Source organism: Bradyrhizobium sp. Rc3b (assembly GCF_900114915.1).
In the GTDB taxonomy this organism is placed as follows: domain Bacteria; phylum Pseudomonadota; class Alphaproteobacteria; order Rhizobiales; family Xanthobacteraceae; genus Bradyrhizobium.
Genome location: NZ_FOUS01000002.1, coordinates 555,195 through 572,235, shown reverse-complemented (window position 1 = coordinate 572,235; position 17,041 = coordinate 555,195). Strand labels below are relative to the sequence as shown.

The window sequence follows — 17,041 nt, the reverse complement described above, 5'->3', positions numbered from 1 at the left end:
CGTCTGCGCGCCCATCCATCAGGTTCATGCCATAAGGTTCATGGTTTCAGGATTTTTCCATGGTGCGGGCGCGGCCGCTTTCCAGGCCGGGACGAGTTCCGCAAAAATCCGTCAAGCGCGACGCGTGCTGCGAGCGCTAATCATCCACCATTTTAACTGAGCGGTTGATAGCGGTCAGCTTTCGCTTCCGCTTTGCACCGAGGCGGCGCTTTATCCCGGCCCCGCATCCGCCCAAGAAAATTGCTAAGCACGTCCGACCATGGCCCTGACTGATTCGAACGTCCTCAAACTCGCACACGAGCCCGGAACTCCCGCCTATCGGAGCGCGCCGCATAATATCGAAGCGGAACAGAGCCTGCTGGGCGCAATCCTGGTCAACAACGATGCGTTCTACCGTGTCTCCGACTTCCTCGAGCCGAAGCATTATTTCGAGCCGCTGCACCAGACCATCTACGAGACTGCCGGCAGCCTGATCCGGATGGGCAAGATCGCCACGCCCGTGACGCTGAAGACGTTCCTGCCCGCCGACACCGATGTCGGCGGTATGACCATCGGGCAGTATCTGGCGCGCCTCGCGGCCGAAGCGACCACCATCATCAATGCCCAGGACTACGGCCGCACCATCTATGACCTTGCGCTGCGACGCGACCTCATCGGCATCGGCGAGGACATGGTCAATGTCGCCTATGACGCCCCGGTCGATTTCGCGCCGCGAGCGCAGATCGAGGACGCCGAGCGCCGTCTCTACGAACTCGCCGAATCCGGCCGCTATGACGGCGGATTCCAGAAATTCTCGCAGGCGCTGGCGGTCGCTGTCGATCTCGCTGCAAAGGCGTTCCAGCGCGACGGCAAGCTGTCCGGCATCTCGACGGGCATGCGCGACCTCGACACCAAGATGGGCGGCCTGCAGCACTCCGACCTCATCATCGTCGCGGGCCGTCCCGGCATGGGCAAGACCTCGCTGGCGACCAACATCGCCTACAATGTCGCGCAAGCCTATGTGCCGGAACTCCAGGCCGACGGCACCACGAAGGCCGCCAATGGCGGCGTGATCGGCTTCTTCTCCTGTGAAATGTCGGCCGACCAGCTCGCGACCCGTATCGTGGCCGAGCGCACCGGCGTTCCCTCCTCCCACATCCGCCGCGGCGGCATCTCGGAAGCCGATTTCGAAAAGATCCGGGAGGTCTCGATCGAGCTGCAATCGCTGCCGTTCTATGTCGACGCGACCGGCGGCCTGTCGATCGCGCAGCTGATGGCGCGCGCGCGCCGGCTGAAACGGCAGAAGGGCCTCGACCTGCTTGTGATCGACTACATTCAGCTGCTGTCGGGCTCGGGCAAGCGGAGCGATAATCGCGTGCAGGAAATCACGGAGATCACGACCAGCCTGAAGGCGCTGGCGAAGGAACTCAACGTTCCCGTCATCGCGCTGTCGCAGCTTTCACGACAGGTCGAATCCCGCGACGACAAGCGGCCGCAGCTCTCGGACCTTCGTGAATCCGGCTCGATCGAGCAGGACGCCGACGTCGTGCTGTTCGTGTATCGTGAGGAATATTACCTCGCCATGAAGGAGCCGCGCCCGGGCACGCCTGAACACGAGAAGTGGCAGCTTGACATGAGTCTTGCGCACGGAAAGGCCGAGGTCATCATCGGCAAGCAGCGTCACGGCCCCACAGGCACCGTCGACCTGGCCTTCGAAGCCTCGGTCACGCGGTTTGGCGACCTCGCCCCTGACAGTCAGCTTCCGGTTCGCAGCGGCAACGACTACTGAGTTCCTTGAACAGGACCTGCCTCTTGCGTAAAACGGCGTCATGACAATGGCGTCCGACCCGAAAACCATCTCACAATCCGGCCTTCTCTCCGCGGAGGCCAACCAGGCTGCCGCGCTCGCTGCCTATGGCGGCGTGCTGACCGTCGATCTCGACGCCATCATTGCCAATTGGCGCAAGCTCGAGAAGACCGCGGTACCGGCCGAATGCTCGGCGGTGATCAAGGCCGACGCCTATGGCTGCGGCGCCGCCGAGGTCGCGCGCGCGCTGAGCAAGGCCGGCTGCAAGACCTTTTTCGTCGCCACCATCGAGGAAGCGCGCAAGGTGCGCGCAGCCGTGCCGGAACCCACGATCTACGTGCTCGGCGGCTATTTCCAGAACACCGGCGAGCACTACGCCAAGATCAATTGCCGTCCGGTCATCGGCGATCTCAACGAGCTCGCCGAATGGGACGTGTTCTGTCGCCGCACCGGCTGGACCGGGGGCACGGCGGTTCACATCGACACCGGCATGAACCGGCTTGGCCTGACGCTATCGGAAGCGCAGGCCATCATCCCCCGCATCAATGCCGGCGATCACGGCATCACGCTGGTGATGAGCCATCTGGTCTCGGCCGAGCAGCTCAACAGCCCGGTGAACGCCAAGCAGCTGGCAGCCTTCCGCGGCATCGCCAGCGAATTCTCCGGCGTGCCCGCGGCGCTCGCCAATTCCTCCGGCATCTTCCTCGGCGCGCCCTTCCAGTTCGATATGGTGCGGCCGGGCGCTGCGCTCTATGGCGTCAACCCGACGCCGGAGGCCGACAATCCGATGCAGCCGGTGGTCGACCTCAAGGCGCGCATCGTGCAGATCCGCACCATCGAACGCGGCGAGACCGTCGGCTATGGCGGCACCTGGACCGCGCGGCGGCCGACGAAACTGGCGATCATCGCTGTCGGTTATGCCGACGGCTATTTCCGCGCCGCCAGCTCCAATGACGGCACCCGCGGCGCCGAGGTTATCGTCGCCGGCAAGCGCTGCCCGGTCGCCGGCCGCGTCTCCATGGATCTGATCGCGATCGACATCACCGATCTGCCGCCGAACGCAGCGCGGCGCGGCCACATGGTGACGCTGCTCGGCGAGGGCATCACCGTTGACGAGCTCGCGCATCATTTCGGCACCATCGGTTATGAGGTGCTGACCAGCCTCGGCCACCGCTACGCCCGCCTCTACAAGGGCGGCAATGTGGAGGAGCCGCTGGTGAAGCCGGCTCCGGCGAGCACGGCAGAGCAACCGCCCTCCCCGCCGCCGATCGAGCAGCCCGCGGCCCCGCCGCCGCTACCGGGCTGAACTTTCGTGCCCCGGACGCGGCGCAGTGCGCTGCACTTTGCGGCGTAATGCTGCTGGGCCGGGGCCCATCTCTCAATAGCGCACCGTGTCGCCTTCTAGGTCCCGGCTCGCGCTGCGCGCGTCCGGGACACGGAAGGGATCGCTTACTTCTTCTTCCTGTTGTCCAGCGCCGCCTTGCAGGTCGCGCTGAGCTGGTCGTGCTTGTCGGTGAGGCAGGCGACGACGCGCCCTCCACCCGGCGCGATGCCGGCGCAGAATTTGTCATAGTCTGCCTTGCACGCGCCGCGCGGGTCGGAAGATTGTGCCGACGCGGCCCCGGAGAACGCGAGGGCGACGATGATGGCGGCAAAGTTCAACTTGGACATTGTATCTCCGGGTACGGAAGGCAGGAGCCGGTAGCTCTACATGAAGATCGCGACATTCAACATCAACAACGTCAACCGCCGCCTGCCCAATCTGTTGGCATGGCTGCGCGCCGCAAAGCCCGATGTCGTCGCGCTTCAGGAATTGAAGGCAAGTGATGGCGAATTTCCGGCGGCCGCGATCGAAAAGGCCGGCTATGGCGCGGTGTGGCGCGGACAGAAGGCCTGGAATGGTGTCGCGATCCTCGCCCGCAATGCAGAGCCCATTCTGACCCGCGACCGCCTGCCGGGAAAACCGAGCGATCTCGAAGCCCGCTACATCGAAGCCGCCGTGCGCGGGATCATCGTCACGAGCATCTACCTGCCGAACGGCAATCCGCAGCCGGGACCGAAATTCGACTACAAGCTGGACTGGTTCGCGCGCCTCAGGCGCCACGCCAAGAGCTTCATCAAGCAGGATCTGCCGGTCGTGCTCGCCGGCGACTACAACGTCGCGCCTACAGAGATCGACATCTATCCGACGCGCTCATGGGACAAGGATGCGCTGATCCAGCCAAAGAGCCGCGCAGCTTTTGCTTCGCTGGTCGAGCAAGGCTGGTGCGATGCGATCCGCGAGCTGCATCCGGACCAGCGCATCTACACGTTCTGGGACTACAAGCGGAACCGCTGGCCGCGCGATGCCGGGCTGCGGCTCGATCATCTCCTGCTCAGCCCTGCTCTCGCCCCGCGCCTGGCCAAGTCCGGCGTCGACAAGAAGATCCGTGGCGAGGATGGCGCCAGCGATCACGCGCCGGCATGGGTGGTGTTGAAGTAACCTCAATGGTGGGCAAAGCGACTTGTCCGCCGTAGCTCGACGAGCGAAGGCGGAAGCGTGCCCACGCAATCCCGGCTTACGGAGACAGATGGTGGGCACGGCGCAAGTGCGCCTTTGCCCACCCTACGAGATCACGCGAGTTCAGCGCCCGTAATAGTCCACACCGTCTCCCACGCCGCCTTTTGCAGAAGCTGCGCCGTCCCCGCATCCAGCCCCATGGTGTAGGAACTGTCGACAAGAGCACGAACGTGCTGCGGACATCGGCGCGCATGCATGCTCACCACAAGTTCTTGCCGTCGATCATGTTGACTGGCACCGCCTCCAGATCGAAATCGTCGAACAGGCGCGCGTTCACCGCGACCTTGGGATTGTCGAAATCCGGCTTGCCGGTCGACCAGTCCGGCGACTCCGAATAGGTGCCGCAGCCGCAGCTTGCACAGAAATGATGTTTGACGGTGCGGCTACCCCAAAGATAGGTCGCGACATTGTCCGGCGGTGACAGCAGACGAAACTGCGCCGGCGTGTAATAGGCCCACAGCGCGCCGCGCTTGGCACAGAGCGAGCAGGTGCAGCGCGTCACGCTCGAAGGCACCTCCGTCACCTCGAACACCGTCTCACCGCAATGACAACTTGCCTCGATCGGCATGACCCGCTCCCCGTTGTGTCAGAGCTGGGGCATAGCCAGCTCCTGCTGCCAACATGCTGTCAGCAGCAGGACGCCTCAACCAAAATATGAAAAACAACCCCATACACAGTAGCCGACCGCTGTCGGATCAATGAGTTACTGATTCCGCAATTCGACCTGCCTGCCGTCGGGCAAAACACCGGCACGATGCCTCCGTCGGGGATTCAGGTGGCGCCTTCGTCGGGAATATTGAGAACAACGCCACAGGCCTTGCAATGCACGGCGTCGGCATCGTGCCTCTGGAGCCCGCAAGCCGGGCACGGAAATCGCACCTTGTGGGGACTGAGGAGAGCGCGTGCGAGATTGAAGAACAGCGTCACGCCGAAGATCATGATCACGACGGTGATGAGACGACCGAGCGTGCCCGGCAGGGTAATGTCGCCAAAGCCGGTCGTTGTCAGCGCCGTGACGGTGAAATACAGGGCATCGGCATAGTTCCGGATCTCATCGTTGCGAAACTTCTGAGTCTCGTAAACGATCCCGGTCATGACGAAGATGAAAACGGCCAGGTTCGTGACGGCGAAGATGACGTCTTCGTTGCGACGGAAGAACGGAGAATCGATGCGCAATCTCACCAGCATCTGGTAGTCGCGAAGCAGGCCCAACGTTCGCAGGATCCGGAAAAAGCCGCCCGCCTCGCCGGCAAGCGGTGCCAGGAACGACACGATCGCAACCATGTCAGCCCAAGTCGCGAGTTGACTGAATTTTCGAAACGGATGCCGATCGACCAGAAGCCGCGCCGAGAAGTCGGCAAGTAACGTGACGCCGAACAGGACGTCGAGCGTTTCAACGATCTCACTGGGAGGCAGGAACGAGGTTGCAATGATGAACAGCACCGTCACGATGTCGAAGGCGAGCAGCGCGTAGCGGAAGCGCACGCCGCTCGGCGTTGCGCCCTCGTAGAGGCGACGGACATTGCTTCTGAGAGAAGTGAGGGTCACGGCATCATGATCGCGGTTTGCACGAATGATGGCAACCCGGAGAGCGCGCCGCAACGTGACCAATGACCATTTCTTCAAGATGCGTTTTCCGAAACTCCGACCGCAATGGGTGTCAGTATCGCTGCGAGGATCGTCCGCTGAGTTGAAGCCGACGCGATCGACATTGTTGCGGATGTCGGATCGGTAACTCGTCGTTGTCGAGAATGAACGTCTTCGTCGAATAGGTGCTGCCAAGGTCGATGTGGAGATAGTCGAGCTTCGCCGTCCAGTTTGCCGCGAGCGCCGCCTCGATGCCGCCCTGACGACCCGATCACGGACTGGGCGATGTCGACATCGACGGCCAAAAGCGGCTCCGCTGGTGGACCAAGGCCGGAACCGAGGCCGGCTTGAGAGCTGAACCTCTTGACCTCGGCCCATTGGTCAGCATACTGGTCTGACCAAGATCAGACCAGTGGGACGGAAATGGAGCTGAAGCGGGCCACCGAAGGCGAAAAAGGGTTCGAGAAGGTGTTCGCCTTCCTGCGCGAACGCCTGCTTGCGGGCTCGCTCAAGCCCGGCGACCGCCTCATCTCGGAACGCGAGCTGGCAACTCTCCTGGGCGTCAGCCGGCCGATCGTGCGCGAGGCGCTACGCGCCCTCACCGTGCTCGGCATCGTCGAGATCCGCGACCGCATCGGCACCGTGGTGACCCGGCCGGACGTGTCGGTGCTGAACGACTTCTTCACCTTCGCGCTGGCCCAGCAGGCCGACATGCTCGACGACGTCATGCAGGCGCGCGTCGCGATCGAATGCCAGGCGATCCGCCTCGCCTGCGAGCGCGCCAACATTGCCGATTTCGAACGCCTGCAGCGCGCGCTCGTGAAGATCGGCGAGACGATCGACGAGGCCGATGCCGGCGGCATGGCCGATTTCGACTTCCACCGCGCCATCGTCGTCGCCTCGCATTCGGAGACGTTGACGGTCCTGCATGGTTCGTTGGCCGGCCTGTTGACGCATTCGCATCGCAGCCGCCGTGAGCTGGTGCAGGCCTTCCCGTCGATGAAGACCTATCTGATCGACGATCACCGCCGCATCTTCGAGGCCGTTATCGCGCGCGACCCGGAGCGGGCGGACGCGACCCTGCGCAAGCATTTTGCCATCGGCGACGAGTACCGGCGGCGCGCCATCGTCGGCGACATCGACAAGACCAGCGCCTCGGGATGATCGCGGCAGCGCGATCAACCAAGAAGCCAATCAACCAAGAAACGGACTGATCACATGGGACGGAACGACAAGGGCAATGTCGGCTTCATCGGCATCGGCACGATGGGCCGAGAGATGGTGCGCAACTTGCTGAGGGCCGGCCACGCAGTTCGCGTGTTCGATCTCAATGAGGCGGCACTTGCCGACAGCGCCAGGGAAGGCGCGACTCGCGCCGACAGCCCTGCCGATGCCGCGCAAGGCGCCGACATCGTCATCACCATGCTGCCCGACACGCCCCATGTCGAGGCGACCATCTACGGCGAGCACGGCCTGCTGAAGTCGCCGCCATCAGGCAAGCTCATCGTCGACATGAGCACGATTTCGCCGGTCGCGGTCCGCAAGATCCACGCCGACCTGCAAAAGGGCGGCGTCAGCTTCGTCGACGCGCCGGTCTCGGGCGGGCCGGTGGGCGCCAAGAATGCCGCGCTCTCGATCATGGCCGGCGGCGACGCCGACGCGTTCGCCAAGGCCGAGCCGTTCTTTCGTGCGATGGGCACCACCATCACGCATGTCGGCGCGTCCGGCGCCGGCCAGACCGTCAAGCTCTGCAACCAGCTGATCTGCGGCATCAACATCCAGGCGATCTGCGAGGCGCTGGCGCTTGGCCGCGCTTCGGGCCTCGATCTCAATCTGCTGCGCCGGGTGCTGCTCGGTGGCTCCGCCGCCTCCTGGATGCTCGACAAGCTCGGCCCCCAGATGATCGCCGGCGACGTCTCCGCCGGCTTCCGGATCGATCTCCAGCTCAAGGACCTTCGTCTGGTCCAGGAGCATGCGCAGGCGCTCAGCGTGCCGCTCCCCGGCACCGCGCTCGTGACCAGCCAGTATGTCGATGCGCGCGCGCATGGCGAAGGAAGCAACGGCAACCAGGCGCTGTTCCGCGTCTACGACCGCATGACCAACCAGACAACCGGCTGAACGGGCGCCGATGAGCCTTCAACTCGACTTTCCCGCAGTGCTGGAGCGTTGGACGAGCTTTCTCGCCGGCGCCGTCCTCACGTTGGAGCTTGCCGCCTTCGCGACGGTGCTCGGCGCCCTCCTCGGCACGCTCGCGGCGGTCGGGCGCGGAACGCACAACGCGCTGATATCAGGCCCCTGCAAGGTCTATGTCGAGACCATCCGCAACACGCCGCTCTTGGTGCAGATCTTCCTGGTCTATTTCGGCCTTGCCAGTCTGGGGCTGAAATTCTCCGCTTTCGCGGTGGCCGTGGCCGCGCTGACGATCAATGTCGGCGCCTACACCGCCGAGATCATGCGCGCCGGCTTCGAGGCGATCCCGCGCGGACAGATCGAGGCGGCCGAGGGCCTGGCGCTGTCGCGCCTCCAGATCTACTGGCACATCATCCTGTTGCCGGCGATCGAGAAGGTCTATCCGGCGCTGACCAGCCAGTTCGTGCTGCTGATGCTGGCCTCTTCGGTCTGCTCGCAAATCTCGGCCGAGGAGCTCACCGCCGTCGCCAACTACATCCAGTCGGATACCTATCGCGCGTTCGAGACCTACATCATCGTCGCAGTTCTCTACGTCATCCTGTCGCTGGTGATGCGCGCCGGCTTCTGGGGTCTCGGCCTCGTGCTGTTTCCGCGCCGTCGCCGGCTCGGCACGCCATTGTGAGATGATCATGGGCGGACATCTCAACATCAATCATCTGATGTTCCTCGGCCAGGGCGCGCTGTGGACCATTGGCCTGTCGGTGATCGCGCTGATCGGCGGCGGCATCGTCGGGTTCGTGATCGCGCTCGCGCGGATCTCGCCGCTGAAATCGGTGCGGATCGCCAGCGCCGTCTATGTCCAGCTCATCCAGGGCACGCCGCTGCTCGTCATCCTGTTCCTGGGCTATTTCGGTCTCGCCGCGATCGGCCTCAAGGTGTCGCCGCTCGCTGCGGCCGGCGCCTCGCTGACGCTGTACGTCGCCGCCTATCTCGGCGAGATCTGGCGCGGCTGCATTCAGTCGGTGCCGAAGCCGCAATGGGAGGCCGCCGAAGGCCTGGCGCTGAGCCGGACCCAGCGCATGATGAAAGTTATCCTGCCACAAGCCATTCGCATCGCGACGCCGCCCACCGTCGGCTTCATGGTGCAGATCGTCAAGAACACCTCGCTCGCCTCCGTCGTTGGCTTCGTCGAGCTGATGCGCTCCGGCCAGATCGTCAACAACTCGCTGTTCGAGCCGTTCGCCATCTACGCCATCATCGCCGTCATCTATTTCGCCATGTGCTATCCGCTGTCGCTGTTCAGCCAGAGGCTGGAACGGCGGATGGGGCGTGGCAGATCCAACCTCGCGCCAGCCTGACATGCAACAGAACCCCTCCTCCGATTCAATCGTGTCGCTCCGCGACGTGCAAAAGAGCTTTGGCTCGCTCCGGGTCCTCGATGGCGTCAGCTTCGCAGTCGAGCGCGGCGAAGTGCTGGCGCTGATCGGCCGCTCAGGCTCCGGCAAAAGCACAGCGCTGCGCTGCATCGACCGTTTCGAGAAGGTCGACGGCGGCGAGATCGTCGTTTGCGGGCATCGGGTCGACCGTCCCGACGTCGATCTGCGCGCGCTACGCCAGGACGTCGGCATCGTGTTCCAGAGCTATAACCTGTTTCCACACCTGACAATCGAGCAGAACATCACGCTGGCGCCCTGCGCGGTGAAGGGCCTGGCGCACTCGCAGGCCAAGGACCTCGCGCGAAAAGTGCTGGCGCAAGTCGGGCTCGAGGAGAAACTGCACGCCTATCCGGAGCAATTGTCGGGCGGCCAGCAGCAGCGCGCCGCGATCGCGCGCTCGCTCGCCATGCAGCCGAAGGTGATGCTGTTTGACGAGGTCACCTCTGCGCTCGACCCCGAGCTCACCGCCGAAGTGCTGAAGGTGATCGAGCAGCTGGCGGCGGACGGCATGACCATGGTGATGGTCACGCACGAGATGGGCTTTGCCAAAGGGATCGCCGACCGGATCGTGTTCATGCACCGCGGCAAGGTTCACGAAACCGGCCCCGCCTCGATCCTGACATCGCCGACGACGCCGGAACTCACGCAATTCGTGGGCACCGGAAATCTAAAATCATAACAGGGAGAGGAGAACTAGGGATGACCAACAAGACACTGCTTGGGACCGCCGCCGCGCTGCTCGGCCTCGTCATTTTGTCCACCACGCCGGCATCGGCCGACCTGCTCGACGACGTGATGAAGGCCAAGAAGATTCGCATTTCAACCGACCTTGCGATTCCGCCCTCGGGCATGATGGATTCCAGCATGAAGCCGACCGGCTCCGACGTCGAGGTGGCCCAGCTGCTCGCCAAGGACTGGGGCCTCGAGCTCGAATTCATCCAGACCACCGGCGCGACCCGCATCCCGAACGTCCTGACCGGCAAGGCCGACATCATCATCTCGACCCTGTCGGTGACGCCCGAGCGCGCCAAGGTCATCGACTTCACCAAGCGTTATGCGACGCTGCAATCCGACGTCGGCTGCCTCAAGTCGATGAACGTCAAGGACTGGCCCGACCTGAAAGGCAAGACCATCGGCGTTTCGCGCGGGACCACGCAGGATACCACCCTGTCCAACATGAAGGACAAGGAGCTGACGATCGCCCGCTATGACGACGACGCCACGGAAGTCACGGCGGCCGTCTCCGGTCAGGTCGATTGCGTCGGCACATCGGCCACGATCATCAACCAGATCGGCGTCAAGAATCCCGCCCGCATCTTCGAGTCGAAGATTCCGCTCGCAACCTTCGACCTCGCCATCGGCCTGAAGAAGGGCGAGCAGCGCCTGATGGACAAGCTCAACGGCTGGATCACCGAGAACGTCAAGAACGGCAAGCTCAACGCGATCTACAAGAAATTCCACGGGGTCGAGCTGCCGCCCGACATGCGTAGCTGAACGAAGAGAAGCCGTGACAGCCGCTTTCCGGCTGTCACGGTCAATGCAAAATCAAGAAGGACACCACATGCGTCTCGTCATCGGATCCGACCACGCCGGCTGGCCGCTCAAGCAGACCGTCATCGACCACATCCGCAAGCTCGGCCACGACATCGTCGATGTCGGCTCCCATGACGACAAGCCGGTGGACTTCCCCGACATCGCGCGGGCCGTGGCGCAGAAGGTGACGTCGGGCGAAGCCGCGCGGGGCATCATGGTCTGCGGCACCGGGGTCGGAGCCTCGATCGCGGCCAACAAGATGAAGGGCATCCGCGCCGCGGTCTGCCACGACGTTCATTCCGCCCATCAGAGCGTCGAGCACGACGACGTCAACGTCATGTGCATCGGCGCGCAGATCGTCGGCGCCTGGCTCGCCGTGGATCTCGTCTCGTCCTACCTCTCCGCGGAATTCTCGACCGACGAGGATTTCCGCCGCCGGGTCGAGAAACTGCGCGTCATGGACGAGCAAGGCTGAAGGCCTCTCCGCCATGATCCTGGTGTTCGGATCGCTCAACATCGACCTCGTCGCGAAGGTCCCGATCATTCCCGGCCCCGGCCGGACGGTGCTGGCGCCGTCCTACCAGACGCATTTCGGCGGCAAGGGCGCCAACCAGGCTGTCGCCGCCGCGCGGATCGCGCGACCGGGTCAAGTCCGGATGGCAGGCCGCGTCGGCCGGGACGGGTTTGGCGACAGCGCGATCGAGAACCTCCGGACAAACGGTGTCGACGCCGATCTCATCGCCAGGGCCGACGAGCCGACCGGCTGCGCCTTCATCACGGTCGATCAGGCCGGCGAGAATGCGATCACGGTGGCGAGCGGCGCCAACATGGCCGCGAGTGCCGGAGATCTTGGTGCCGCACTCTTCACGCCCGACACGGTGCTGGTGCTTCAGATGGAAGTGCCCTTCGCGCAGGCGCTCGAGGCTGCGCGCAGGACGACATTGGCCGCCGGCACCGTCGTCTGGAATCTCGCGCCCGTCCCGGAGAGGATGACCCGCGAGATGGTGACAAAGCTTCTTGCCGTGACCGACCATCTCCTCGTCAACGAGCACGAGGCGCAGGACGCGGCCGCAGCCATCGGCATCGTCGCATCCGACTACGAAACCGCAGCCGCCGAGCTCGCCAGGGCCGGCGACCTCACCTGCATCGTGACCGCCGGTGCGCAAGGCGCGCTGGCCGTGACGGCCGACGGCACCCGCCTGCGTGCGCCCGCCCCGCGCATCACGCCGGTGGACACGACCGGCGCTGGCGACACCTTTGTCGGCGCGTTTGCGGCCATGCTGAGCGAAGGCGTGTCGCTGCAGATTGCGCTCGATGTGAGCTGCGAAGCCGCCGCATTGAAATGCCTCAAAGCCGGCGCCCAGACCGGCATGCCGATGCGCAGCGCAATAGGTTCCCTCGCCTAGCACGAATCGCCCATATCGCTGCCCGCGGCTAAACTCTCCCGATTCGTGGAGAGCGTTTTGGCCTTCCTCTTCGTCCTCACCGTCGGCCTCGTCGCCGGCACCATCTCAGGCATCGTCGGCACCGGCTCGTCGATCATGCTGATGCCGGTGCTGGTCTACGCCTATGGGCCGAAGGAGGCGGTGCCGATCATGGCGGTGGCGTCCGTGATGGCGAACTTTTCGCGGATCCTGGCCTGGTGGCGCGAGGTCGACTGGCGGGCCTGTGCGGCCTACTCGGTCACGGGCATTCCGGCGGCCGTGCTCGGCGCACGGACGCTGCTGGCGCTGCCTTCGCATGCGGTGGATCTCGCCATCGGCATGTTCCTGATCGCGATGGTGCCGGTGCGGCACTGGCTGGCGCGGCACGACCTCAAGGCCAATCTTTGGCATCTCGCCGTCGGCGGCGCCGTGATCGGCTATCTCACCGGCATCGTGGTCTCGACCGGCCCGCTCAGCGTGCCGCTGTTCCTGTTCTACGGACTCAGCAAGGGCGCTTTCCTCGCCACCGAGGCGGCCTCCTCGCTCGGCCTCTACTTCGCGAAATCCGTGACCTTCGAGCGCTTCGGCGCCTTGACCGGCGATGTCTTCATGAAGGGGCTGATCGCGGGCGCCTCGCTGATGTCGGGCGCCTTCATCGCAAAACGCTTCGTGCTGCACCTGAAGCCGGACGTGTTCCGCCTGCTGATGGACGCGATCATGGTCGCGGCCGGGCTCTCCATGCTATGGAACGCGACGCAATCTCCCTGAGCACGATTGACGCCCCATGGCCAAGAACACCCTTTCCTTCGTCTGCCAGAACTGCGGCGCGGCCTATAACCGCTGGCAGGGCAAGTGCGAATCCTGCGGCGAGTGGAATACGCTCGCGGAAGAAGACACCAGCGGCAGCGTGCCGGTGTCGATCCGCTCCAAGCGCAAGGGACGAACGTTTGCGCTGGAGAGCCTCTCGGGGAAAACCCAGGATGCGCCTCGCCTGTCCTCCGGGATGACCGAGCTCGACCGCGTCACCGGCGGCGGCTTCGTCCGCGGCTCGGTGCTGCTGGTCGGCGGCGACCCCGGCATCGGCAAGTCGACATTGCTGACGCAGGCCACCAGCATGATGGCACGCGCCGGCCACCGCATCGTCTACATCTCCGGCGAAGAGGCGGTCGCGCAGGTGCGGCTGCGCGCCGAACGGCTGGGGCTGTCGGATGCGCCGGTGCAGCTCGCCGCCGAGACCTCGGTCGAGGACATCGTCTCGACGCTGTCGGAGGGCGCGGTGCCGCGGCTGATCGTGATCGATTCGATCCAGACCATGTGGACCGACACGGTGGAATCCGCGCCCGGCACCGTCACGCAGGTGCGCGCCTCGGCACAGGCGCTGATCCGCTTTGCGAAGAAAACCGGTGCGGCCATCATCCTGGTCGGCCATGTCACCAAGGACGGCCAGATCGCCGGCCCCCGCGTGGTCGAGCACATGGTCGACGCCGTGCTGTCGTTCGAGGGCGAAGGCTCGCAGCAATTCCGCATCCTGCGCGCCGTGAAGAACCGTTTCGGCCCGACCGACGAGATCGGCGTGTTCGAGATGACGGGCCTTGGCCTGCGCGAGGTCACCAATCCCTCCGAGCTGTTCCTGTCCGAGCGCGATCTCGGCACGCCCGGCACCGCAGTGTTCGCGGGAATCGAGGGCACGCGGCCCGTCCTGGTCGAATTGCAGGCGCTGGTGGCGCCGACCTCGCTCGGCACGCCGCGGCGCGCGGTGGTAGGCTGGGATCAGAGTCGGCTCTCGATGGTGCTGGCGGTGCTGGAGGCCCATTGCGGGGTCAAGCTGTCGGGCCACGACGTCTATCTGAACGTGGCGGGAGGCCTGCGCATCCACGAGCCCGCGGCCGACATGGCCGCCGCGGCCGCGCTGGTGTCCTCCCTGGTTAATGCGCAGTTACCCACCGATGCGGTCTATTTCGGCGAGATTTCACTTTCTGGCGTGATCCGGCCGGTGGCGCAGACCCCGGCCCGGCTCAAGGAGGCGGTCAAGCTGGGCTTCAAGCGCGCCGTGCTGCCCGAATCGGCCCGAGGCGGGGATGCCGGCGGTGACGCCGGACTGGCCCTGAATGCGGTCAACAGCCTGACGACATTGGTCGCAGAGATTGCCGCCAAGGGCTCCCGCCGGGGCGAATCGAACGCGCCGGCAGAGAAAAATGCCACACCGGCAAGATTCCGCCGTGGAGAGGGTTAGGTGGAGGTGACGTCGGAGGCCCCCGCCGCTATACAGCCGTCACAAAAGCAGCATGGGATTGCGTGGTTGCGGCCTTGCCGGGAACGCCGTCTGCCCCTCTTTTAGGGCAGCGGCCAAACACCGATTCGCTAGAGCACCTTCGACGTACGAGCGGACCAGACCAGCCGATGCCAGTAACACTCCTCGACCTGATCCTGCTCGGTGTGATGCTGATCTCGGGCCTGCTTGCCATGGTCCGCGGCTTCATGCGCGAAATCCTGTCGATCGCGGCCTGGGGCGCCGCGGCGATCGTGACGCTGTACTCGTTCTCGAAGCTGCTGCCGACCGCCAAGACCTATTTCAACAACGACACCGTCGCGAGCGTGGTCGTGGTCGCCGGCGTGTTCGTGGGCACCCTGGTCGTGGTTTCCGTGATCACGGTCCGGATCTCCGACATGATCCTGGATTCCAGGATCGGTGCGCTGGACCGCACCCTCGGCTTCCTGTTTGGCCTGGCTCGCGGGCTTTTGATCGTCGTGGTCGCCTTCCTGTTCTTCACCTGGCTGGTTCCGGACAAGCAACGCCCGGACTGGGTGACGGGGGCCAAATCCCGCGTCGTGCTCCAGGGAACCGGGGATTGGCTGATGGCCCTCTTGCCTGACGACCCCGAGAACACCATCTTGAAGAGATTCAAGAAAAACAAACCAGATGATGATCAAGCTGAATCCGAGCAGCAGCCTTCGGGCAGTGGTGACGGATACAGTAAACCTGCTCGTGACAGTTTGAAGAAACTGATCGAGAAACCTGCGGCGCGTTGATTGCCCTTAAAGAGAGGCGCGGACGAGATGCGACACCCTGACCAGGACGCCCAACTTGATCTCGATCCAAACGCCGGTCCGGGCCCGGCCGCGCTAGAGGTTCAGGACGACCTGGAAGGAGATACGCTGCGCGAGGAATGCGGCGTCTTCGGCATCTATGGCCACCCGGACGCCGCCGCCATCACCGCGCTCGGCCTTCACGCCCTTCAGCATCGCGGCCAGGAGGCCGCCGGCATCGTCTCCTACGACGGCAGCCGCTTCCACAGTGAACGCCGCCTCGGGCTCGTCGGCGACACCTTCTCCCGCCGCGAGGTGATCGACCGCCTCCCCGGCAATATGGCCGTCGGCCATGTCCGCTATTCCACCACCGGCGCCACCATCCTGCGCAACGTGCAGCCGCTGTTCGCCGAGCTCAATGCCGGCGGTCTCGCGGTCGCCCATAACGGCAACCTCACCAACGGCCTGACGCTGCGCCGCGAGCTCGTGAAGCACGGCGCGATGATGCAGTCGACCACCGACACCGAGGTGATCCTGCATCTGGTCGCGCGCTCCAGGCGCGCCCGCTTCATCGAGCGCTATATCGACGCGCTGCGCGAGATCGAGGGCGCCTATGCGCTGGTCTCGCTGACCAACAAGAAGCTGGTCGGCGCGCGCGATCCGCGCGGCATCCGTCCCCTGGTGCTCGGCGAGCTCGACGGCTGCCCGATCCTGACCTCGGAGACCTGCGCGCTCGACATCATCGGCGCGCGCTTCATCCGCGACATCGAGCCGGGTGAAGTCATCGTGTTCGACGAGAACGGCCAGGACATCCACAAGCCGTTCCCGCCGATGGCGCCGCGTCCCTGCATCTTCGAATACATCTATTTCGCCCGCCCGGATTCCATCGTCCACGGCCGTTCGGTCTACGAGGTGCGCAAGGCCTTCGGTGCGCAGCTCGCGCGCGAGAGCCACGTGCCGATCGACGTCGTCGTGCCGGTGCCGGATTCCGGCGTCCCCGCCGCGGTCGGCTACAGCCAATATTCCGGTGTGCCGTTCGAGCTCGGCATCATCCGCAACCATTATGTCGGCCGCACCTTCATCCAGCCGACGCAGGCGATCCGCGAATCCGGCGTGCGCATGAAGCATTCGGCCAACCGTGCCGCGATCGAAGGCAAGCGCATCATCCTGATCGACGACTCGCTGGTGCGCGGCACCACCTCGAAGAAGATCGTGCGCATGATGCGCGATGCCGGCGCCAAGGAAGTGCACTTCCGTCTCGCCTCACCGCCGATCCTCTATCCCGATTATTACGGCATCGACCTGCCCGATCGCGGCGGTCTTCTCGCGGCGACGCATTCGCTGGAGGAGATGCGCGAGATCATCGGTGCCGACTCGCTCGCCTTCCTGTCGATCGACGGCATGTACCGCGCCATGGGCGAACCCGGCCGCGATCCTGCCAATCCAAAATTCTCGGATCACTGCTTTACCGGGGCCTATCCGACCCACCTCACCGACCAGACCCAGACCGAGCAGCAGCCCCGGCAGCTGTCTCTGCTGGCGGAGGCGAGCTGACGGC

The 17,041-nt window shown here is 64.6% G+C and carries 17 protein-coding genes and 1 pseudogene; 15 read left to right on the top strand and 3 right to left on the bottom strand.

Features of this window, described 5'->3' with window-relative positions; genetic code table 11:
* Positions 1-259: 259 nt before the first annotated feature.
* A complete protein-coding gene (locus BM190_RS06240; RefSeq protein WP_092252812.1) occupies positions 260-1,768 on the top strand; it encodes a replicative DNA helicase in 1,509 nt (502 codons plus the stop codon).
* 46 nt (positions 1,769-1,814) lie between these two features.
* The gene (alr, locus tag BM190_RS06235; RefSeq protein ID WP_177236942.1) at positions 1,815-3,092 is read left to right on the top strand and encodes an alanine racemase; all 1,278 of its coding nucleotides are present in this window, start codon (positions 1,815-1,817) and stop codon (positions 3,090-3,092) included.
* A gap of 143 nt (positions 3,093-3,235) precedes the next feature.
* Here the strand turns inward: alr and BM190_RS06230 are convergent, their stop codons facing one another.
* On the bottom strand, positions 3,236-3,457 hold the full coding sequence (locus tag BM190_RS06230) for a cysteine rich repeat-containing protein (RefSeq protein WP_092252808.1): 222 nt from the start codon (positions 3,455-3,457) through the stop codon (positions 3,236-3,238).
* A gap of 40 nt (positions 3,458-3,497) precedes the next feature.
* Between BM190_RS06230 and BM190_RS06225 the strand changes: the two genes are divergently transcribed.
* On the top strand, positions 3,498-4,268 hold the full coding sequence (locus tag BM190_RS06225) for an exodeoxyribonuclease III (protein WP_092252806.1): 771 nt from the start codon (positions 3,498-3,500) through the stop codon (positions 4,266-4,268).
* Positions 4,269-4,545: 277 nt separating this feature from the next.
* On the opposite strand, the gene BM190_RS06220 is transcribed toward BM190_RS06225, so the two are convergent.
* Together BM190_RS06220 and BM190_RS06215 are read right to left on the bottom strand one after the other, a co-directional pair.
* Positions 4,546-4,914, bottom strand: a complete 369-nt coding sequence (locus BM190_RS06220) for a GFA family protein (protein ID WP_038946492.1) — start codon at positions 4,912-4,914, stop codon at positions 4,546-4,548.
* 203 nt (positions 4,915-5,117) lie between these two features.
* On the bottom strand, positions 5,118-5,894 hold the full coding sequence (locus BM190_RS06215) for a potassium channel family protein (protein WP_092253073.1): 777 nt from the start codon (positions 5,892-5,894) through the stop codon (positions 5,118-5,120).
* A gap of 462 nt (positions 5,895-6,356) precedes the next feature.
* On the opposite strand from BM190_RS06215, the gene BM190_RS06210 reads away from it, so the two are divergent.
* From BM190_RS06210 to purF, 12 genes and pseudogenes are all read left to right on the top strand, one after another.
* Entirely contained in the window at positions 6,357-7,097 is a 741-nt protein-coding gene (locus BM190_RS06210; protein WP_092252804.1) for a FadR/GntR family transcriptional regulator, read from the top strand.
* Between the two features lie 39 nt (positions 7,098-7,136).
* Positions 7,137-8,051: pseudogene (locus BM190_RS06205) on the top strand (NAD(P)-dependent oxidoreductase); the annotation flags it as partial.
* A 10-nt stretch (positions 8,052-8,061) separates the two neighbouring features.
* The gene (locus BM190_RS06200; RefSeq protein WP_092252800.1) at positions 8,062-8,745 is read left to right on the top strand and encodes an amino acid ABC transporter permease; all 684 of its coding nucleotides are present in this window, start codon (positions 8,062-8,064) and stop codon (positions 8,743-8,745) included.
* Between the two features lie 7 nt (positions 8,746-8,752).
* Entirely contained in the window at positions 8,753-9,421 is a 669-nt protein-coding gene (locus tag BM190_RS06195) for an amino acid ABC transporter permease (RefSeq protein ID WP_026201880.1), read from the top strand.
* A 1-nt stretch (position 9,422) separates the two neighbouring features.
* Positions 9,423-10,178 carry an amino acid ABC transporter ATP-binding protein gene (locus BM190_RS06190; protein WP_092252798.1) on the top strand — a complete coding sequence of 252 codons (756 nt, stop codon included), beginning with the start codon at positions 9,423-9,425 and terminating at the stop codon, positions 10,176-10,178.
* Positions 10,179-10,198: 20 nt separating this feature from the next.
* Positions 10,199-10,993: a transporter substrate-binding domain-containing protein gene (locus BM190_RS06185; RefSeq protein ID WP_092252796.1), complete on the top strand. Its 795-nt coding sequence runs from the start codon at positions 10,199-10,201 to the stop codon at positions 10,991-10,993.
* A 67-nt stretch (positions 10,994-11,060) separates the two neighbouring features.
* The gene (rpiB, locus tag BM190_RS06180) at positions 11,061-11,507 is read left to right on the top strand and encodes a ribose 5-phosphate isomerase B (RefSeq protein ID WP_018317596.1); all 447 of its coding nucleotides are present in this window, start codon (positions 11,061-11,063) and stop codon (positions 11,505-11,507) included.
* A 13-nt stretch (positions 11,508-11,520) separates the two neighbouring features.
* Positions 11,521-12,438 (top strand): ribokinase, encoded by a 918-nt coding sequence (locus BM190_RS06175; RefSeq protein WP_092252794.1) that lies wholly within the window; start codon positions 11,521-11,523, stop codon positions 12,436-12,438.
* A 57-nt stretch (positions 12,439-12,495) separates the two neighbouring features.
* Positions 12,496-13,224 carry a sulfite exporter TauE/SafE family protein gene (locus BM190_RS06170; protein ID WP_092252792.1) on the top strand — a complete coding sequence of 243 codons (729 nt, stop codon included), beginning with the start codon at positions 12,496-12,498 and terminating at the stop codon, positions 13,222-13,224.
* 16 nt (positions 13,225-13,240) lie between these two features.
* Complete coding sequence (gene radA / locus BM190_RS06165) at positions 13,241-14,689, top strand: DNA repair protein RadA (protein ID WP_092252790.1); 1,449 nt, start codon at positions 13,241-13,243, stop codon at positions 14,687-14,689.
* Between the two features lie 167 nt (positions 14,690-14,856).
* On the top strand, positions 14,857-15,486 hold the full coding sequence (locus BM190_RS06160; protein ID WP_018317599.1) for a CvpA family protein: 630 nt from the start codon (positions 14,857-14,859) through the stop codon (positions 15,484-15,486).
* 27 nt (positions 15,487-15,513) lie between these two features.
* Positions 15,514-17,037, top strand: coding sequence for an amidophosphoribosyltransferase (purF, locus tag BM190_RS06155; RefSeq protein ID WP_018317600.1), 1,524 nt, complete (start codon positions 15,514-15,516; stop codon positions 17,035-17,037).
* Positions 17,038-17,041: the final 4 nt, after the last annotated feature.